The 21,684-nt window shown below is 43.7% G+C and carries 13 protein-coding genes; 8 read left to right on the forward strand and 5 right to left on the reverse strand.

What is annotated here, in order from left to right:
- On the reverse strand, positions 1 to 682 hold a 682-nt coding region (locus RMY27_RS14905; protein WP_322664412.1), incomplete at its 3' end, for a right-handed parallel beta-helix repeat-containing protein.
- Positions 683 to 1,404: 722 nt separating this feature from the next.
- On the opposite strand from RMY27_RS14905, the gene RMY27_RS14910 reads away from it, so the two are divergent.
- The gene (locus RMY27_RS14910; RefSeq protein ID WP_322664414.1) at positions 1,405 to 2,295 is read left to right on the forward strand and encodes a LysR family transcriptional regulator; all 891 of its coding nucleotides are present in this window, start codon (positions 1,405 to 1,407) and stop codon (positions 2,293 to 2,295) included.
- A 118-nt stretch (positions 2,296 to 2,413) separates the two neighbouring features.
- On the opposite strand, the gene RMY27_RS14915 is transcribed toward RMY27_RS14910, so the two are convergent.
- The gene (locus RMY27_RS14915; protein WP_322664417.1) at positions 2,414 to 3,988 is read right to left on the reverse strand and encodes an AAA-like domain-containing protein; all 1,575 of its coding nucleotides are present in this window, start codon (positions 3,986 to 3,988) and stop codon (positions 2,414 to 2,416) included.
- 5 nt (positions 3,989 to 3,993) lie between these two features.
- The gene (locus RMY27_RS14920; RefSeq protein WP_322664418.1) at positions 3,994 to 5,436 is read right to left on the reverse strand and encodes an AAA-like domain-containing protein; all 1,443 of its coding nucleotides are present in this window, start codon (positions 5,434 to 5,436) and stop codon (positions 3,994 to 3,996) included.
- 649 nt (positions 5,437 to 6,085) lie between these two features.
- Between RMY27_RS14920 and RMY27_RS14925 the strand changes: the two genes are divergently transcribed.
- From RMY27_RS14925 to RMY27_RS14950, 6 genes are all read left to right on the forward strand, one after another.
- Positions 6,086 to 6,616, forward strand: a complete 531-nt coding sequence (locus RMY27_RS14925; protein WP_322664420.1) for an AbfB domain-containing protein — start codon at positions 6,086 to 6,088, stop codon at positions 6,614 to 6,616.
- Between the two features lie 604 nt (positions 6,617 to 7,220).
- On the forward strand, positions 7,221 to 8,033 hold the full coding sequence (locus RMY27_RS14930) for a class I SAM-dependent methyltransferase (RefSeq protein ID WP_322664422.1): 813 nt from the start codon (positions 7,221 to 7,223) through the stop codon (positions 8,031 to 8,033).
- Positions 8,034 to 8,310: 277 nt separating this feature from the next.
- The gene (locus RMY27_RS14935; protein ID WP_322664424.1) at positions 8,311 to 10,287 is read left to right on the forward strand and encodes a CHASE3 domain-containing protein; all 1,977 of its coding nucleotides are present in this window, start codon (positions 8,311 to 8,313) and stop codon (positions 10,285 to 10,287) included.
- A complete protein-coding gene (locus RMY27_RS14940; protein WP_322664426.1) occupies positions 10,256 to 11,776 on the forward strand; it encodes a sensor histidine kinase in 1,521 nt (506 codons plus the stop codon). Before RMY27_RS14935 ends, RMY27_RS14940 begins: the two co-directional genes overlap by 32 nt.
- 207 nt (positions 11,777 to 11,983) lie before the next feature.
- A complete protein-coding gene (locus tag RMY27_RS14945; protein WP_322664428.1) occupies positions 11,984 to 12,436 on the forward strand; it encodes a response regulator in 453 nt (150 codons plus the stop codon).
- 55 nt (positions 12,437 to 12,491) lie between these two features.
- A complete protein-coding gene (locus RMY27_RS14950) occupies positions 12,492 to 15,278 on the forward strand; it encodes a response regulator (RefSeq protein ID WP_322664429.1) in 2,787 nt (928 codons plus the stop codon).
- Positions 15,279 to 16,027: 749 nt separating this feature from the next.
- On the opposite strand, the gene RMY27_RS14955 is transcribed toward RMY27_RS14950, so the two are convergent.
- Complete coding sequence (locus RMY27_RS14955; protein WP_322664437.1) at positions 16,028 to 20,185, reverse strand: CheR family methyltransferase; 4,158 nt, start codon at positions 20,183 to 20,185, stop codon at positions 16,028 to 16,030.
- Between RMY27_RS14955 and RMY27_RS14960 the strand changes: the two genes are divergently transcribed.
- Positions 20,091 to 20,297 (forward strand): hypothetical protein, encoded by a 207-nt coding sequence (locus tag RMY27_RS14960; protein WP_322664430.1) that lies wholly within the window; start codon positions 20,091 to 20,093, stop codon positions 20,295 to 20,297. The genes RMY27_RS14955 and RMY27_RS14960 overlap by 95 nt on opposite strands.
- A 519-nt stretch (positions 20,298 to 20,816) precedes the next feature.
- Here the strand turns inward: RMY27_RS14960 and RMY27_RS14965 are convergent.
- Positions 20,817 to 21,161, reverse strand: a complete 345-nt coding sequence (locus RMY27_RS14965) for a hypothetical protein (RefSeq protein ID WP_322664431.1) — start codon at positions 21,159 to 21,161, stop codon at positions 20,817 to 20,819.
- Between the last annotated feature and the right edge of the window lie 523 nt (positions 21,162 to 21,684).

Below are 21,684 nucleotides of genomic sequence, written 5' to 3' on the forward strand. Positions count from 1 at the left end.
TAAGTGAGGTATTGGCAATGGTCAGCGAGTTGTTACCGCCTTGATCGAATCTGATTCCATCGCCAGTGTTGCCAGTCAAGCTGCTACCACTGACTGTCAGGGTACTCTTAGTAGCATCAATTTCAATACCATTAGCGCCATTGTTAGCGATGCTTGAGCCGAAAACCTTCAGGGTGTTGTCAGTAGCATTCACGTCAATACCGTCATCAGTATTGTTGCTCAAAGACGAATTCTTAACTGTAACAGTGTTACTGCTGCCGCTGATATTAATACCATCCTCTGCGTTGTTGCAAAAAAGGCTGTCTGTGACCGTTAGGTTAACACCACTACCCACACTAATGCTGTTCTTACCATCAGCGAAGGTCAAGCCGTCGATCGCAACATTTGCGCTGTTAATGAACAGATTATTGAAAGCTGAATCGCCGCTGATGGTTAAATTTTGTACTCCCAATCCCTTGATAACTAAGTCGTCCAGAATATCTAGCTGCTGGGTCAATTCGATTGTTGAACCTTCTGCCAAATCAAACTTGATCGTGTTGCTTCCACTCAAAGCGTTAGCAGCGATAACTGCTTCCCGCAGACTTGTCAGACCATCATGGGAATTAACTACGTCTGAAAGACTATTTACAACGAAGTTATTAGTTCTTAAAGCAGAAGACGTATCACCTGTTATATCTAGCATGAGTCAAACTCTCTATTGTTGTAATCGCTTTATCTTTGAAAAGTTAAAGTTTCAGAACAAATGTGCAAGACCTATAGAACAAGCACAAATATGTTCTTTTCAAGGATGTTTGAAAAGTTGTAAGCTCTGATTTTAGACACTTCTTTATCCTCCACTAGCCCCCCTTTTTTAACGACTAAACCTCTCAAATTGCCTCTTTTAAAAGGGACTCATTGTGTTTGTTAGGTTTTCTAATTTGTAGCAAGGAACGTGGATTGAGGGAGATATAAAAGTATTCAATACATCGCTAATGAATTTGGAAACAACCTTTTAGTCTTACTATTGGCTTTCTAAGAAAGACTTTAATAATATATCGTTACCAGAGAAAAATTATATATGAAGTTTTCATAAAGAAGTAAATCAAATTTTAAAAAAATATCCGATAAAACTCTTGATTGATTTTGTTCTTAACTATATTTTTCAGAATATTTATCCTTAAATTAAGGTTAAAACCATCGCCTAGAAAGCAATATGAAAAGGAGTTTGAGTCTATTTTGTTTTTATTTACATAGTTTTGTTTTTTTACACCGTTCTACTTTTAAAATATTTTGTATCTTACAAAAATCCGTATTTTAGCAATTGAGAAAATAATTTTTTATATATATAAAGTGTTAAAAGTCAATTAAACACTAAGGCTTTATAATTATGTTAACTATAACATTTAGGTATACCCAATACAATTTATGGAATTACGGCATCTGAAATATTTTGTCACCGTTGCAGAAGAACTCAACTTTAGTCGTGCTGCCGTTCGGCTATATATTTCCCAGCCTGCGTTAAGCCGTCAAATCAAAAACCTGGAAGATGAACTGAGTGTTGTGCTGTTTCTCAGACAATCTGATGGATTGACACTTACAGAAGCAGGGAAATTCTTTCTTGAACAAGCAAAAGATATTTTGAATCGTAGTCATGTGGCTGTGCAAACTATCAAGACTCATTACAGTAATACAGATGAGCCTTTAGTTGTCGGCTACATCCCAACCATCCTCCAGACTTTTCTTGGTCAAACCCTCTACAGTTTTGGACATGCCTATCCTGAAGTTGCCGTGCGTTTGCAAGAAATGCCGCCTAGCGAGCAAGTTAGAGCATTGCGAAATGGTGCGATTGATATTGCTTTTATGGGCAATCCGCCCGATGAGTTAGAAGAAGAGTTTACAGTCAAATGTATCAAGAAAGTTCCTGTTGCTGCTCTGTTACCGGATAGACATTCGCTTGCACATCGAACCTCAATTAATCTAGCTGAACTTGCATCTGAAAAATTTATCGGGATGTCTGAAGAAAAGTTTCCTGGGCGGAACGATCGTATCTGCGACACTTGCCACCGCGCTGGCTTCACACCAAATCTGCACATCTTTGCCGATAGCCATGCCTCAATGATTGCTTTAGTTGCAGCAGGGCAAGGGGTAGCTATCATGCCGAACGAAGCGGAAGCACTGCCTCATCCCCAAGTTGTGTTTATACCACTCCATCATCCAATACACTACGCCCGATCGGCTGCCGTGTGGCGGAAAGAAACACCTGCTAAATCTTTAGATAAATATCTCAAAATACTGTTTGAGCACGTTCAAGAGTAATATAGCGGCTGCCCCTAAATTGGGGAATTTGCTCCAGTTAGCTGGAGAGTCAAGAGGTCGTGCTGAAAAATTTTTTCAAGCGCATACATATTTGATGCAGCATAATTTTGCGTTCGGTTCAAGGTTGATCTAGTAATTGCTTTGAGGTCACTGAACAGTGCTTTTTATACTCAAAAGTCACCATTCCCAGTCCTAAAACAACTATCAATGCCCAACCGAATGCGCCTATAAAAAATAATCTTTGAAATCTAGCTGCTTTTTGCTCTTGAACTAGTCGAGCTTTAACTTCTTTAGTTCGTTCTGCTTCTAACCACGTCTCAACTTCTCGGCGATCGCATTCTTGGCTAGCTGCTAAAAACTGATAATCTAAATCACTCAAGCTTTTGCCTTGCGACCAAGCTAAAGCTTCATGTAAAGCTGTCCCGCGTAATAGTCGGGAATTATCACGATGCTCTGAGGCTATCCAAGCGTTGAATGCTTGGGAATATGGCCGTAATTTTGCTAATTGTTTTTCTACCCAAGCTTGGTTAAAAACTTCTTCATAAATCCGGTTCTTTACTATTAATTGCCCTTGGTGCTTGGTTACTAACCCCGATAACAGCAGTTCTATTTGTTCTTCTCCATCATCACTAGCTATCTGAATACCTTGTAAAATTTGCTGGTACAATCCTAGTAAACCTCCAGCACGCTGTTCATTGATCAGCAGGCGATCGCGGATTGTTTTCAAATGCTCTGGATCGTCTTTTGCTTCCCATTTCTCTATAATATGGGTTTGCACTAGTTTTTCTAAAATTAACAAAGGAAATTGATAATAAAAATTTATCAAATGTTGATTAATAATCGGTAAATGATTATCCAATTTATAACGCTCGTCAACTTCTATGCTTCTGTGTTCCTGAACATCTTTGCTTCCAGAGTTTCTTTCTTGCACCACTATTTGACATAGTTTTTGAGTCAGAAATGGCTGACCATTTGTCCAAGCCAAAATTTCTTTGAGAACTGCCATTGGATTAGCTACTTTACTTTCTAAACCTGCGGCTAATGGCTGAACTTCCGATAAATTAAAACCGTGCAATTCAATAGATTTACCAATATTAAATGGCGTACAGTTGCGATCGGCAATCAAATCTGAAGGCGTTGCGACTCCGAATAATGCCCAAGTTAGACGGTTATATTGTGGATTTTCGGCTCGTTGATTGTAGCATGAGCGAATTAAAGTAAAAAAATCTACTACCGGGAAATTCAAGCCTAAAACACTATCAATTTCATCAATAAAAATAAATATTTTTTCAGTTTTTAGTTCAACTAACAAAATGTCTTCCACAAATTGGCTCAATCGTTGTAATGCAGGTAAATCTTCACGCTCTGACCACCAGGATTTTATATTAACTTTGCTAAAGAGATTAAAGCTCCTTAATAAGTCAACCACTATGCCCTTATACCACTGAGCAGGAGTAATATTGCCATTACCGATCCGAGTCATATCGATAGAAGCACAACTATAGCCAGCTTGTTCTAATCGATGTCTCGTTTGTAACCGCAAACTAGATTTACCCATTTGTCGGGAACTAAATACATAACAAAATTCACCTTGAATTAAAGCATTATAAAGTTCAAAGTCAGCCTGCCGTTCTACATAGCTAGGAGCATCGACTTTGAGACTACCGCCAATTTGATATTCGTACTTATTCATAGCATTTAGGTTAATTGCTCTTGGAAATATAGCTGATACAAATCACAGCTAGGCATTGCCTGATTTCCTTCAAGTTTTACCAAACCCATACTTTCTAATTTATAAGCAGCGATCGCTTCTAGTTGCACACTTGTGGGAGAGGTAACTACCCGTTTGAGTGCGATCGCCAGTTCGGGATGTTCTTGAAGATTTGCTAGATGATGCCGTAAATAGTTGCTGTAGATGCCGGCAATTGTCGGAGCCTCTTGTAATAGCTCCTCTAGGGTTACTGCTTGATTTCCCAGGTTATAAAAAGCCAGACGAGCTAAATAAGGATGACCACCAATCATTGCTCGTAGAGGAGCCAGCTTTTCCAAACCTTTCTCACCTTTGGCCCAATCGAGTCCATGACGCACTGCCAAATCCTGCATCTGCTCTAAACTAAATTCTGGTAACTTAATCGGTAATCCCACATTGAAAGGGGATTGATTAATATCTAATGGCATATAAGCTTCAGTGGCATGAACTACTACTAATCGGAGTTTTTGCCAAATTTCTAATTCGGAAGCATCTTCATACCAAGAACGCAGTAGTGGGAGAAAATCCCTAGAGATTTCTGGATACTCGAAAATTTGATTCACTTCATCCAAAGCTAAGACTACCGGAGCGTCGATTTTTTCTAGCACATACTCTTGTAAATACAATGTGCAGCTAACTTTGCTGCCAATATCCTCATCCCAATAATCATCCAGTCTGATCTCTAGGTTCAACTGTCGGCTGATATTCGCACAAAACCAGCGTAAGAATTTGTCTAAGCTAGTGAAAACTTGACTATCTGCTCTTTGTAAACCGATCTGTACGGTGTGTACCCCAGTCTGTTTGGCATGAGTAAGAATTCTGTGCATTAGGGATGTTTTTCCCATTTTGCTGGGGGCTTTGATTCTGATTAGACTTCCAGGTTTGTTGATTTCGGTATATGTGCGTTCTTCAATTGGCGGACGCTCTATGTAAAAAAAGGAATTGAGCGGCACTGAGCCACCAGGATTTTCTAAGAAGTCGGGATTAGGGACTGGGGTTTTTCTCTCGTCTTGCTTTTCGATTGTTAAAGAAGACCCTGATATTCCATCTTTGGTTCTGCTTGCTGGCTGAGACTGTCTCAAGACTGCTGGCACAGGTTGTAGTTTTTCCGACAAAACGCTATTTTGCGTAGGCAAAGCCCGCCCAAGGCTTCGCCGTCTCAATACTGAGCGAAAATTACTTTTTGTCACCTCTTCCCCGAAAGCCTGTGAAAGTAGCTTCCATAACTTGGAACCAACATCTTTTATATAATTGGCATCATAACCACAGCTTTCGGCGATATCTGGATAAGTTTGCCCTTCCCAAGCTTTACGAAATACTATTTCTTGAACATCACTTAAGCCATGTTCAAGGAATGTATCTAAAATTACTAATGCTTCTTCTATATTCATTTGTAGAAAGAATAAAGTTTGTTTTAAATAAGACTTTAGCGGAATTTTTCAGATTTTTTTCAGTATTTACTTAAATTTAAACAGTTATACCAATTTAATTAATCTTTGCGACAGATGGATTACTTGTAGGGGCATACAGGTAGCTGCGCACCCCTACTCAGGTATCTGTTGTGTTCTTTTCCCAAATTGGTATTAGCTTTATTTACATCTGCCGCTCCAAGATATTAGGGAATGTCACAATCCCCATTACTTAGGCAGACTAATGGGCATGAGAGTTAATTTACAGTAGTTTTCATGTATTTGAACCATACTTGTCGTAGGGGCGCAAGGTCTTGCACCCCTAGCGCGTTGATGCCAATGGCATTAACAAAAGCTGAAATGCCTATTTTAGTAACATTCAGCCCTCATACTTGGTTCAATCTTTAACTTTCATATAAACATAATTTTACGTAACATTTGTTTTTTTAGAGTCTCATTAGCTCAGTATTAATGCAGCAATTAATAAGAGTATTTTCATCGCACGAAGCTTTAAGCTTAAGACGAGTTATGTGAATATTTCTAACTAATTTTTAGCATTTTTATAATTAATACTATACTTCTTAAGTAAGAGCATTGTTTTGTTCAATGGTCATCTAAAAAGATTGTAGCCATGAAAAATAACCTCTTTGCACTAGCGCTAACCTTATCAGCGCTTCCTATATCTATTTCTACATCAATTAATCCTGCGATCGCAGAGTCAACTCCTGTTGAACCATCTGTCTCAATACGAGCATTTAATCTTCGTAGCTACTATATTCGTCATCGCAATTTCCTTGGCGAAGTTAGCCCCATTTCAAGTTCTCTAGACAGAGGAGACGCAAGTTTTAGAGTAAGGTCAGGGCTAGCGTCTTCTAACTGTGTTTCATTTGAATCCTCAAATTTGCCAGGATACTACTTAAGACATCAAAATTTTCAAATTAGATTAGATCGCAATGACAATACTGCACAGTTAAAAGCTGATGCAACGTTTTGTATAAAACCAGGTTTAGCAAGTTTAACAAATGTTTCTTTTCAGTCATATAATTTTCCTACTTACTATATACGTCACAGAAACTTCAAGCTATATATTGACCCGTATACCAGTGCTAGCTTGTTTTTAAACGATGCCACTTTTACACTAGTAGCACCGTTCAATCGTTAGTTAAAGTGGCTTACAAACTTAGTCATTCAATCCCTGATGGCTTGTATATAGTAAACTGTCTTGGCACGTTGGTACATTACTAGTAGTCTGCCAACCCCAAATTGTTAGGTGAGGGCTGGGAAAAGGGGAAAGGTTAAAGGTTAAAGGAGTAAACATCTTTTCCCTTTCCCCCTTGCCCAATAAATAGCCAAGTTTCCTTGGCAAATTACTAGGATGACAATATTCTTTTGTTAACTCCTTCATCTGTGGTTTGCCCAAACCGCCTATTTTTTCTAGCAGACTCTGTACAATTTACATATAGCTATCGTTCCGGTGCTTGTTTGTTTTAACCAGCACCCTAATGGAGCGATAGCTTTGTTGTGAATTAGACTTCTTGGCATTTGTCGGGAAAAGGGTAAAGGGTAAGGGGGAAAGGAATAACAAAAAACCTTTAACCTTTAACCTTTCCCCTTTACCCACGAGAGTGCAAAAGTGACTTTTGCAAGAGGTTTATTGTCTCAATTAAAAACTGTCCGAAGTATTGCTCTATTGTATTTGCAGTTTATTTCTCGTTCCCAGATTGGAATCTAGGAACACCAGTAACGAGTGTAAGTAGGAGATGATTATGCCGAGATGGAACGCAGAAAAAAAACAAGCGTATCGAACCGAGGTAATTCAACGCATCACCGCAGCGATGCCCTCAGTAATGCAGGAATATGCCTCAATTAATTGGGAAGAGGAACTCAAAAGCTACCATACTGAGCATGAATATTACCCTGACTATATCCACGCTCCCATTCATGGGTCAACAGATTCCTACACTAACCCTCAGTCGTGTTTAGCCTGGGATGCTGCGATGGATGCCATTATTCCCCTCAGCCACAATGTTAGTTGCCAGCAGTTGCGCGAGACAATGGCTGAACTAATTCCTGAAGACGCTCAAATTGAGACGGTGCTAGAGCTTGGTGCAGGTACGGCTGGTGGAGCGCTGGCACTGGCACAGCGGTTTCCACAGGCCACCTTTCGCATTACTGATGTTTCACCTTATATGCTGGTGATTAGTCAGCACAAATTTAACAAGGCTGGATTAAGTGAGCAGGCATCCTTCGAGCAGGTGGACGCCCGTAACACTGGCTACCCTGACAACTCCTTCGATCTTGTCACATCATCACTACTCTTTCACGAGACACCTAAAGAGTGGACGCCTAAAATTCTGAAGGAGATGTACCGGATCACCAAACCCGGAGGTTGGGTGCTATATGCTGACACCTATCGGGGTGAATACGCCCTCAGTGCTTCTTTTCAAGAACCGTGGTTGGATGACTTTATCCATTTCAACTTCGAGTACGAGTTTGCAAAAGCAGGTTTTACAGAACTCAATTACATCCGTTATGCCGTGGGTTTGTGGTATATGGTTGGCCGGAAGCTAGAAATGTGAGGAAAAACAATAGACTTCTTAGCATTTGTCAGGAAAAGGGGAAGGTGGGGTTCCCTCTGGGGAAAAGGGGGAAAGGTTTGTTATTTTCCCTTTCCCCTTTAACCTTTAACCTTTACCCTAAGAGTGCAAAAAGCACTTTTGCAAGAGGTCTAATAACAACAGAAGTTGGTGTTCTCCCCTAGACAGTTCTGAAGTTCGTGTTCAAAGCAGCTACGTAAACAAAGTTATTTTCAAGATAGTGTCGTTTACTGTACAAGTGCTGCTATAGCATAAGTAAATGCTGCAAATTACTCAAGTTGCATTCAAACGTAGGCTGATCGGCGCGATCGCTCTGCCAATTATTCTGTTATTGTCATTGTCAGGAGTTTCAATCTGGCAAATTAACCGCCTGCTCAGGGCTATGCACTGGGTTGAGCACACTGACCAAGTAATTGCCAGAGCAAATGGCTTACAAAAACTATTACTGGATCTGGAGACAGGAGTACGTGGATACCAGATCACAAGTAAGCCAGAATTTCTTGAACCTTATCAGCAAGCTAACTCTACCATTTATACTACTTTTGATAAGTTGGGTGATTTAGTTTCAGATAATCCCCAACAAAGTCAACGCTTAAGGCAAATCAAGGCAGAGCAAACAGGCTGGAAGAAATCTATTTCCCAAGCGATCGCTCGCAAACAAAGAGGTGAAACTGAGCCCCTATCAGCAATTGAGGCTCGCAAACAGCGCATGGACGTAATGCGAAATCAAATTAGTGATTTTATTGCTACTGAAGAACAGCTACGGTCTCAGCGCAACCAAAAAGTCCAACAGAATACTGGGCGAGTCATCTTTACTAGCATAATCCTGTCGCTTGCTGCTGGTGGCGTCCTTGCCTTTTATATTCGGCGGCAAATTGCCCATGTGTCTGACAATTACGAGAATGCTCTCAAAACTGCGCAAGTACAAACTGAAAATGTTCAGCTTTCTGCCCAAAGGCTTGCCGCTTTACATAGTATTGACCGAGCAATTTTAGCTGCTGAGTCGATCAAATCTCTAGTCCGAACTGCGCTAACACGAATGCGTCAGTTAGTACCCTATGAGCAAGCATTCGTTGCCTTGTTTAATTTTGAGGCAGGCACAGCTGAGATTGTGGCAGGCAGCAGCACTAAAGAATTACAACCGCTTGAAGGTACAAAGATGGCAGTATCAGACTTTGCGCCTGAGCAAAGCTTACGACAAAACCTTAGTTATGTTAAAGACTTGACAAATGTTAAGCTTTACCCACCTATTTTAGCACAATTGCATTCGGCAGGAATGCGTTGTTGTTTGCGGATTCCAATGTTAGTTGAAGAAACGCTGCTAGGAGAACTTAACTTGGCGGCGACTCAGACAGCCGTTTTTGATGCTCAAGCACAAGATGTTGTGGTAGAGGTGGCGGCTCAGTTAGCGATCGCTATCCAACAATCTCTGCTACGCGAACAACTTCAAAATTACGCTTTGGAACTAGAACAGCGTGTTGCCCTGCGTACTGCACAGTTGCAAGAAACAAATCAAGAGCTAGAAGCCTTTACTTACACGATATCGCACGATTTACGGGCACCTTTACGTACTATGCAAGGCTTTGCTCAGGCATTGCAAGAAGATTATACAGACAAACTAGACTCGGTTGGGCAAGAATACATTCAATATATTACAGAGGGTGCAGTCCAAATGGACACCCTAATTTCCGAACTTTTAGCATATAGCCGCCTCAGCCGTGCCCAAATTCAAATACAAAAAGTTGATTTAACTAGTGTTGTCGAAGAAGCTTTAAAACAACTCAGCAAACAAGTGCAGGAACAGCTTGCACAAGTTACGGTGGCAAAACCCTTGCCGCTAGTGATGGCTCATCGCTCTACCCTTGTCCAGATAGTAACCAATTTACTCAGCAATGCGATGAAATTTGTGCAGCCTGGAATACAACCAAAAGTACAAATCTATGCAGAGGAACAGCAAGATTCAATCCAATTATCGATTGTGGACAACGGCATCGGTATTGCGTTAGAACATCAAGAGCGGATTTTTCGGGTTTTTGAACGACTGCATGGCGTTGAAATCTATCCAGGTACTGGCATTGGTTTAGCGATCGTCCGCAAAGGATTAGAGCGAATGAACGGTCGAGCCGGAGTAGAATCGCAATTAGGTACTGGTAGTCGCTTTTGGATTGCCCTGCCAAAAGCCGTTCTTCATAGCAATGATACGAATGACGCAAGTACTCCGCATTCTGATAATTGATGATAATCCAGGCGATCGCGCCTTAACGATCCGAGAACTCAGGCGAGAATTTCCGCAATTTCAACCTCAAGAAATTCGGGAAGCCTCTGGCTTTGCTAGTGCAGTAGCAGCAGGTGAATTCGATTTGGTCATTACCGACTATCAACTGGGCTGGACTACTGGACTAGAAGTTTTATATACAATTAAGCAACAGTATCCAAACTGCCCAGTGATTATGTTTACTAACACAGGTAGTGAAGAAATTGCGGTAGAGGCAATGAAGTCTGGGCTAGATGATTATGTCCTCAAATTACCCAACCGCTACATTCGCATACCAGCTGCTGTGCGAGTTGTACTAGAACGAGCAGAAATCAAACGACGAGCCACCTTACTTGAAATCCGTCTCCAAGGTTTGCTCAACCAATTAAAAGTAGGTATATTTCGTACTTATCCAGATGGAAATTTCATTGAGTGTAACCCAGCGTTTCTGGAATTGTTGAGGCTGGATTCATTATCCCAAGCCTCAGCGATGAATCTATTGAATATCAGTGAATACTACTCAATACTACAAGAACTGCCGCCACCTCAAGAGGAAGAGATTGAATTACAACGAGCAGATGGAAGACCGATCTGGGTAGGATTAAGCATAGCCCTGAATATCGTTGAGGGAGAACAGGTACTAGATGGCTTAATTGAAGATATTACATCTCGAAAACAAGCTGAAATTGAAATTCAGCAACTCAACCAGACTTTAGAGGAGCGAGTCAGCGAGCGTACTGCTGAATTAAAAGCAGCAAATCGAGATTTAGCAGTGGTTAATCAAGATTTAGAAGCATTTACTTATTCAATTTCTCACGATTTGCGAGAACCATTACGTGCTATCCAAATGTTTGGTTCAATCCTTCTAGAAAACCAGGATAGGGAATCTAACCTAGAGAACCAACAAGACTATTTGCAGCGCATTATTGCAAGTACACAGCAAGCAGACAAGCTTGTTCAAGATTTGCTTGAATACAGTCGCCTCAGCCGGACTGAAATGCCATTACAACCTATTAATTTATCTTTATTGATGATACAAATACTGAGACAGCTAGAACTAGAAATAACGCAGCAACAGGCGAGAGTGCAAGTTGAACAGCCTTTAGCTGAAGTTACGGGAAACCCTACTATTGTGATTCAAGTAGTTACCAATTTACTAACCAATGCGATCAAATTTGTTGCACCGGGAGTTCAACCTCAGTTACGGATATGGACTGAGAAACGTAATAAATTGGTTCGCTTATGGGTGCAAGACAACGGCATTGGTATTAAGAAAACACACCAAAAACGCATTTTCAATCCTTTTGAGCGCCTACACAGCTATGAAGTTTATCCTGGTAGTGGTATCGGTTTAGCAATTGTCCGCAAAGGAGTCGAACGTATGGGTGGGCAAGTTGGTGTAGAATCCCAACCTGGACAGGGAAGCCGATTTTGGATAGATTTACCTATAGTTATAGATATAAATCCTTAAAATCTTTCAATCGCCTTGATTCCGGGCAAACATAAAATTCTTTCTACGCTCTTAAATATTTGGTGTAAAATCCTTACCCTGTGGCACACAGTAAGTTATGAAAAACTTTCTTTCCCCTGCCCCCTGCCCCACTTCGACTACGCCCTTCGACGCCGCTCAGGCTAAACTCAGTGACCTCCTGCCCCCTGCCTTAAAGACGGAAATTTCATGAGTAAAGAGCAAGAAACTATTTTACTTGTAGAGGATAATCACAAAGATGTGCTGCTGCTGCAACGCGCGCTCCGCAAGGCTAATATTGTCAATCCACTTCAGGTGGTAAATGATGGCGATGCAGCAGTGTTGTATTTGTCTGGGGAGGAACCTTATGGCGATCGCACTCGTTATCCCTTGCCTGTACTAATCTTGCTCGATCTGAAACTCCCCCGCAGATCCGGGGCTGAGGTTTTGATGTGGTTACGGCAGCAACCAGAACTCAAGCGCTTACCTGTTGTAGTTCTCACCTCATCAAGAGAGTATGCCGACATTAATCATATCTATGACATAGGTGTCAATGCTTACATAGTTAAGCCAGTTATTTTTAATGAATTAGTAGAAATTGTTATAACCCTTAATCTCCACTGGATTATTTTTAACGAAAGACCCCAATTTGGAACTGTTTAAACATTTTTTGGGCATTCTTTTCACTGTCACCCTTACATAAATGTAATGTAGTTCAATGTTACGCATTCTTTTAATTGATGATAATTTGAATGATCGCCTACTGGCGATTCATGTACTAGAGCAAGAATTTTTTGACCTCCAGTTTCACGAAATTGCTCAAGCAAAAGACTTGGAACAAGCATTAGAAACAGGACAGTTTGATTTAGTAATAACTGATTATCAATTACGCTGGAGTGATGGCTTAAAGGTGATCCGGGCAATTAAAAACCGTTATCCCGATTGCCCAATAATAATGTTTACTGGTAGTGGCACCCAGGAAGTCGCCGTTGAGGCGATGAAATCGGGGTTGGAAGATTACATTATCAAGTCTCCTAAGCACTATGTTCGATTGCCCGTAGCAGTCCGCCGAGCAATAGAGCGGACTGAAGCTCAACGTAAAGCAGTCAGGCTAGAATCACGCCTTCAAACTTTGCTGAATAATTTAAATGTGGGAATTTATCGCTTAACAGCAGATGGTACTTTACTCGAAGGTAATCCCGCATTTTTGCGGCTGTTGGGTTTAGATTCTCTAACTGAAATTCCAGCAAGTCAAACCCTTGAGGCTTATTTCCAACCATTGGACTATGCCCAAGTTCTCAACCAATTAAAGCAAAATAGCGAAATCCGCGATCGCGAGATGCAATTGCGACGAGCCAATGGTACTTTCATTTGGGTGCGAATTAGTACAACTTTTACCCAAGTAGATGGTACAACCATTATTGACGGCTTAATAGAGGATATTAGCGAGCGTAAACAAACTGAAAAAGCTCTACACCAGAGTGAGGAACGCGCCCGGCTTGCCGTTAACATCAGTCGCCTTGGAACTTGGCATTATGACCCCAGTACAAACCTTGTGGAGTTGGACAAGCGAATGCGCGAGATTTGGGGCGAACCGGATGACACCGCGATTATCCCTCTGGCGATGGTGATAGAGCGCATCCACCCAGATGACCGGGAGCGTGTAGCTAACACCATCAGCAATGCGCTCGACCCGATGTCATCGGGTACTTATGAAATTGACTATCGGATCGTGTGGAACGATGGAACTGAGCGGTGGATATTCGCTAATGGGCAAGTGCAATTTGAGGGAGAGGGGGTATCCAAGCAAGCTGTAAGGTTCCTGGGAACTGCACTCGACATCACCGAACGCAAACGAGCAGAGGAACGGCTGCATCTGCTGTATGAAACGACCAGCGATTTACTGGCCACGGAACATCCCATGCAGTTGATGAATAACTTATTTAACAAGCTCTCAGCCCAGCTAGAGTTACATTATTACTACAACTACATGGTTGAGGTAAAAGACAACCAGCAAATGCTGCATCTGAGCAACTATGGAGGGATCTCTGAGGCAATGGCTCAGTCGCTGGAATGGATTGAAATTGGTGAATATCTTTGCGGACTGGTGGCACAAGAGCGGCAGCAAATTGTCTTTGATAGATCGCAAATCTCTACCCATCCCAACGCGCAGCCTGTCAACTCAATTGGCATCACGGCTTTTGCTGGACAACCGTTGATTGTGCAGGGACGCTTACTGGGGACGCTCTCCTTTGCCAGCCGCACCCGCACCTGTTTTACTCCCGAAGAAATTGATCTGCTGCAATCGACCTGTGAGCAGATGGCGATCGCTATTGAGCGGGCAAATTTACTGGCTTCAATCCAGCAACAAGCTCAACAATTGCAACAAGCTAACCGGATTAAAGATGAGTTTTTGGCAGTATTATCCCATGAATTGCGATCGCCCCTTAATCCGATTCTGGGTTGGTCTAAGCTGCTCCAAACCTGTAAACTTGACGAAGCTAAGACTGCTTATGCCCTGAGTGCGATCGAACGCAATGCCAAGTTGCAGTCCGAATTGATTGAAGACTTGCTGGATGTTTCCCGAATTCTGCAAGGCAAACTTAGCCTGAATGTTTACCCAGTCAATTTAGTCTCGATCATTCAAGCTGCAATGGAAACTGTGCAGCTGGCGGCTGAAAGCAAGTCGATTCAAATTCAGGTAAGGCTTGAACCAAATGTCGGGAAAGTTTTGGGCGATCCGAACCGATTACAGCAAGTGATTTGGAATCTCGTCTCGAACGCGATTAAGTTTACTGACATCGGGGGACGAGTGGATATTCATCTTAAACAAGTTAACTCTTTTGCCGAAGTCACTGTTATCGATACAGGTCAAGGAATTCACCCTAACTTCCTCCCCTATGTATTTGAATACTTCCGCCAAGCAGATGGTGCTACAACCAGAAAGTTTGGTGGACTGGGGTTAGGGTTAGCGATCGCTCGTCACTTAGTCGAATTGCATGGCGGAACTGTTCAGGTAGAAAGTCCAGGTGAAGGTCAGGGGGCAACCTTTACTGTGAAACTTCCGCTCATGTCAACTCTACCCCAGATGAACGCGGACAGTAAACCGTCTGAGCCATCTTTAAATTTGCATGACATCAAAGTTTTGCTGGTAGATGATAATGCAGATACACGCGAGTTTATTGCTTTCATGCTAGAGATGTATGGGGCGAATGTAACAACTGTAACCTCAGCCTTTGAAGCCCTCGCCACTTTAAGCAAGTACAGAGCAGACGTGCTACTCAGCGATATTGGGATGCCAGAAATGGATGGCTATATGTTGCTGCGCCAGCTGAGAACCTTGCCGTACCAACAGGGCGGGAAGATTCCAGCGATCGCCCTAACAGCTTATGCTGGAGAAATTAACTATCAAAAGGCTATAGAAGCAGGTTTTCAAGGTCATATTCCGAAGCCAATCGAGCCAGTAAAGCTGGTTGAGGCGATCGCCGACTTGGTTAAGAGGTAGAGCGCAGCATCTCGTAGAGAACTGCTGCCCTGACTTTTCACGTTATAGCAGGAGGCAGAAGGCTGGAGGCTGGAGGCTGGAGGTAAAAGTATTACTATTCCTAGCCTTGAGGTTTTCAAAATGTCCTAACCTATGTGGCTACGGCTATATGTGGAAAAGCCAACGATTGACCTAACCCCCTAACCCCTAACCCCCAACCCGTGGCGGGAAGGGGGAAAATTCAAAGTCTCTCTCCTTTTAGGCTACGGTGTACACACAAGTTATCGAATCACTACCAGTCCTCGAATTACCCCACCCTAACCCTCCCCTTGTAAAGGGGAGGGAACTAGATTTCTTTTTCCCCCCTTTATAAGGCAGGGCTGTTTCATTCGTTCAGATCGCGATTTTGTCAACAGTATCAGCCAAAAATTTGAGTAAGTTGGTAATCGAAAAATTACGGCTTCAACCGATAAATTTAAGTGCGATCGCCTGGTTTTTGTCTGAATTGGATTGTTAACAACCTGATTTTTTTGACTGATACGCTTGTAAATTAAGGACTTTTAGGGAATGAAACAGCCCTGCTTTATAAGGGGGGATTAAGGGGGGTAATTTGACTTGTGTGTAAACCTTAGCCTTTTAGGAGAGAGATTTAGAGAGAGGTTTTCCAGATACCGTGAATCAGAACTGCTGCCCCCTACCCCCTGCCTCCCCTGCCCCCCTGCCCCCCTGCCTCCCCTGCCCCCCCTGCCACCTGCCCCCTTCAAAAATCCCTAAGCTCGTCCCGCCAAATTTGCCACGATCCATGCCAATTGAACAGGTTCAACGGGTTTAGCAACGTGTACTTGAAAGCCAGCTTCGATCGCTTTGTGTCGTTCTGCCTCGCTTGCGTAGGCAGTAAGGGCAACGGCTGGAATTTGCCCGCCCGCTTCGGCACTGAGCGATCGCACTTGCCGAATCAGCCAGTAACCGTCGTTTTCGGGCATCCCAATATCGCAAATCAGCACATTGAATCGATTGGGGTCTTCGCAAAGAGCAGATAAGGCTGCTCTAGCCGATGCGGCGGTTAGTACTTGGGCCCCATAGCTTTCCAGCACAAATCTGAACAGATCGCAGGTATCAACTTCATCGTCTACGGCTAAAACGCACAATCCTGTTAAAGTAGGCACAGCTTCAGCCGAAGTATTGACCGCTTCTATCAATGCCATCGGCTCTACATCACTCGTTGATGTCACCTCTGAGGTGAGATTCTGTAGCGGCAGCCGAACGGTGAATGTCGCGCCTTGCCCCTCACCTAGACTTTCCGCCTGCACCGTGCCGCCGTGCAGTTCGATCAGATGACGCACGATCGCTAGCCCCAATCCCAGCCCTGCTTTTGCCTTGGTGGTGCTGGAGTCTCCTTGACGAAACCGCTCGAAAACGTGGGGTAACAAGTCCGCCTTAATTCCTTGTCCGGTGTCACTGACTTGAATTTGAGCCTGAGTCCCGATCGACTCAAGCACAATTTCGACTCGTCCACCTGACGGCGTGAACTTGATGGCGTTGGAGAGCAGATTCCACAAGACTTGCTGTAAGCGATTGATATCCCCAACGACCATTGCACGATTCAAGTGTGCAACAAGTTGAATGTTCTTGGCTTCGGCTGAGAGTTGAATAGATTCGATCGCGGCTCGAATCACCACGCCTAAATCAATCAGACGGGTGTTGAGAAGCAGCTTACCGCTGGTGATGCGGGAAATGTCGAGAATATCTTCAATCAGTTGAGATTGCAATTTTGCACTGCGCTCGATAACTTCTAAGGCATGAGTGACCATCGCTGCACTCAGGTTGCGCGTGCGAAGCATTTTTGCCCAACCCAGCATGGCGTTGAGCGGGTTTCGGAGTTCATGGGAGAGGTTCGAGACAAATTCATCTTTGGCTCGGTTGGCGGCTTCTGCCTGCTGACGGGCGACTTGCTCTTGTTCTAATAGCCGCGATCGCTCCACTTCAAACTGCTTGCGATTGGTGATGTCTGAAATCGCCAGCAAAATCATGTCCGTCTGGTCGTCTCGTTGCAGCTTGCAGGCATTGAGCAGCATGGTTTTTTGCCCAATGCCTTCAAAATAATGCTCTACCTCAAAATTTTGAACTTGACGATCGTTGATTAACACGTCTTCTAGAATCGCTCGCAGTTCGGGAATATTCCACTGCTGATTGCCTAGCTCAAACAAGAAGGCTCGCTCGGTTTCAGCTTGAGTAACCTGAAACATCTTGTAGAACGCTTTATTGACCGTGTTCACCCGCAGATCGGAGTGTAACACGAGTAGCGGGATCTGCACGGTTTCGACGATCGCTTCTGCATAGTTACGAGCAATTTCTAACACTTCGGCATGGGATTTGAGCGCGTTGATGTCGAGGAAAACCATAGTTACCCCGTCAATTTGATTTTCCGTCGTGCGATAAGGGCGAATGCGGAGCGCATACCAGTAGCCTGCTTGAGTTTGGATCTCCTGTTCTTTGGTGTTGAGCGTCTCCAGTACCTCTAAAGTCATCGCTTCTAAATGAGAAACGTCAAAATCAGTGCGGAGGTCGTGAAACGGTCGGCCGACATCGGCAACAATGAAATTGAACAAGCGCTGCGCGGCAGGTGTAAAGCGGCGAATTCTCAAATCATTGGTCAGCATTAAAATGGGGACACTGATGCTCTCAATGAAGTTGTTCAGGTCGCTATTGTCTCGGTTTTGTTGCAGATTGCGGCTACGAAGTTCATCGTTTGTTGTGGAAAGTTCTTCGTTAGTGGCTTGAATTTCTTCTTTCGCCGTTTGAAGTTCTTCGTTCGTGCTTTGCAACTCCTCGTTGCTCGACAGGATTTCTTCGTTCGCTACGCGCAGGCTTTGGTTGAGATAGTTCTGTTCTTGAATGACCGCTTGCAGATGGGCTTGCGCCGAAAGTTCGCGTTGCGTTGCGGCGGCTAGCGACTGCCTAAGCTGCATCACTTCACGCTCTAAGTCTTCTAGCTCTCGCCGCTCAGTCAGGGTGGAAGTGAGGGGAGTAGCCAAAGGTAAAACTGCTTCAAAAATCACTAGAAAATAAACCGCGTTTGCCGTTGTCGGCTGAAACGGCATCACTTCCAGATTGAGAAACGTGGATTGCTCACCCGATTTAATCTCAATTCGTTCTTGTCGAACCGAAACGTTTTGCGTTTGAGCTTGATAAATTGCCATCCGCAGCGCCATCGCCAATCCTTCTCGCGCCATCAGCAGCAAGTTTAAGTCGATGCTGCCAGGGGTCAGTTTCAGGTAGTGATCGGTGTCTCCACGCACAGACAAAATCTGCATTTGGTCGTTAACAACAACAGAGACAGGCGCATAGCGATTTGAAATCAGCCGATCGATTTCTCGTGCCAGATCCAACGTACTGGCGATGGTTTCAGTGACGCGATCCCGATGAATGACGCTGACAAAGGGCAAAGGAGGAATCGTAAACGAAAACAGCGATCGCGTCGAAGTCAGCTTCTTTCCATAAATCTTCGCCGCTTCATCTACAGAAGTAAACAATTCTGAGGAAGTTTTGATGCTCTCTGAAGTACCCAAGACCAGAAAGCCCGTTGGGTTGAGGCTGTAGTGAAACAGCGACATGATTCGCTCTTGCAACAAATCGGATAGATAGATCAGTACGTTCCGGCAGGTAATCAGATCGAGATTCGAGAAAGGCGGGTCGCCGCCTAAGTTGTGATGAGCAAACACACACAGTTCACGAATTGCGCTGCTGATTTGATAGCCCCCGCTTTCCAAAGGCACAAAGAAGCGATCGCGGCGCTCCAGGGAAACGCCCTCCATTTGGCTGTCTAAGTAGAAGCCGGCTCTAGCTTTGTCGATGGCGGCTTTGCTAATATCGGTAGCAAAAATCTGAATCGGCGGCACGGTGGCGCGATCGCTAAAAAACTCTAACAAGCAGATGGCGATCGAGTAGACTTCTTCTCCGGTTGAGCAGCCTGCCACCCAAACCCGAATCGGTTTTGCTGCGGTTTTGTTTTGGCTAATCGCCGGAAAAACCTGCGCTTTTAACTGCTCAAACGTTTCCGGGTCACGAAAGAAACTAGTGACGTGAATCAGAATTTCTTCATACAGTGCTTGCACTTCAGCCGGATGTGCTTGTATATACAAAGCGTAGTCTTCTAGGGTTTCTAGCTTATAGAGCAGCATCCGTCGCTGCATTCGACGATCGATCGTACTGGGCTTATAAGCGGTGAAGTCAACGCCCGTCGTTGTTCGCAGCAGGGCAAAAATTCGGGTCAGCGCATCGCCTGGTTCGGAGAAATTCTCTATAACTTGCAGTGGCTCTGAGTATAACAAAAAGCGGCTGCGACTGAGGGCAGCTATTTGTTTAGCGATCGCTTTTGGCGGCAGCACAAAATCAACGTTCCCAGTTGCCACAGCAGTACTCGGCATACTGTCAAACCTTGCCGTGTCTTCACACTGAGCAAACGTCACCCCACCAGCTACTTTGATCGCTTTCAACCCCTGAGAACCGTCTCCATCCATACCCGATAGCACGATGGCGATCGCTTTGGTGCCGCGATCGGCTGCCAATGATTTAAAAAACGCATCCCCCGGCAGATATCTGCCGTCAATCTTCTGACGCGAAGCCAAGTGCAGCATACCATCGACAATCGTCATCTCAGTATTAGGTGGAATCACATACACTTCGTTTGGCTCGACCATCATTCGGTCTTCCACCTGCTGCACTGGCATGGTAGTGACTTTGCCTAGAATTTCAGACAGCAAGCTTTTGTGGTCAGGAGATAAGTGCTGAATTAGCACAAACGCCATGCCCGTATCCGCGGGCAAGTGAGCAATGAGTTCTGTAAATGCCTCTAATCCCCCAGCAGAAGCAGCGATGCCAACAATCGGAAAGGGAGCATCGGTTTTAGGGAATTGCTCTAGATTGATCGGTTCATTTGGAGGCGGTGCAAATGAATTTTCTCTGGGGGGGGGAAATTCATGGATAGAAAGCAGAGATCCTTTTATTAACAGGGATTTTGATCGTTTTTTGCCAAAATAATTGGCGCAAACTCAGGGCGAATGTGCTAATTCAGCCTCATCCTATCGCACTGGGTCAGCCTTAACCTTCCCCCCAAAGTAGGCAATTAAGAGCCAATTGCACGTTTAATTACTTAATTTTTTAATTGTCGAAAATACAAATAACACATAATAGCACTGCAATTCTATTCCAGCGAGACTATTCCTTAGGCCTCTTGCATAAATCAAAAATAAAGAACTCCATCCCGCATTTGAGTAAAGCAAACGCTCCCCTCGCCTTGCTAAGGGGCTACCATGTATAGAACCCATTTAATATCTATACAGGCAGGGTGGTTTCATACAACCAGAGAAAAATTAAAACTGGGTTTCAAAGCCTCTCCCCGAAACGGAGAGAGGTTTGGAGAGGGGTAAAAAGCCATGCTACAAAATAAGAAATCAAGGCATATGTATTTTTCTTTTTTCGTATGAAACCACCCTGCCATTTGATATCTATACAGGATGGCAATCGAATTTGGCTGAACTACGAGCTAAGTTACAAATTTTATAGATTGATCGTCAGGATTTTTTTCTTGCTTTTTTTGTCGCTCAACACGACTGTATTGTAGGGTAATGTATCCGTTCCCAGCGGAATTGGCAGCTTAAAACTGGGGCTTTTATGATCGAGTTCGCCTAAATCAATGCTTTTCGTTATATCGCCATCTGTTGCAAGATTTGCGGTAAGTTCGCCTTTATAATCTTCAATTAAAAAGTCTCTAAAGAAAACGACTTCCCCACCCTCAGGATCTATACCAAGGATGACCGTACCGCTGAAAGTTGCGCCTTTTCGTTCTTCATGAACCGTTGCCACTGTGATTTCCGAGGGGTCTTGACCGGACTTATGTGCCATAAACTTTTTTCTCTTGCGAATTCTCAACAATTGAAAATGATTTTACAAGGGCGCTATGGGCGATCGCAAAACTCTCAGGACATATTTCTGCATCGGTCTTGCAAATGTATAGCCAAGTTACTTCTGGTTATACGCCTAATTGGAAGATTGAGTAGGGATGAGTAGGGGCCCAAAGCGATCGCGTTAGCGAAGCGGGGCGTTAGCCTAGCGTTGCTGCAAAGCAGATCGCATCGCAGAAACCTGATAGAGGGGAGACGTTGAGAAGTTTCCGGATAACTTGATCCGACCTTGCCTCGGCAGTAGAGTGCCCTTATCTGTGAACTGACAGGTTTATGGTTCAATTCTAGTAGTTTCGTAGAGTGCATTATGAGTACCCCGAAATAACAAATGAGTACTCCGAAATAACAAATGAGTACTCCGAAATAACAAATGGGTACTCCGAAATAACAAATGGGTACTCCGAAATAACAAATGAGTACTCCGAAATAACAAATGAGTACTCCGAAATAACAAATGGGTACTC

This window comes from Nostoc sp. DedQUE09 (assembly GCF_034530915.1).
Lineage (GTDB): Bacteria > Cyanobacteriota > Cyanobacteriia > Cyanobacteriales > Nostocaceae > Nostoc.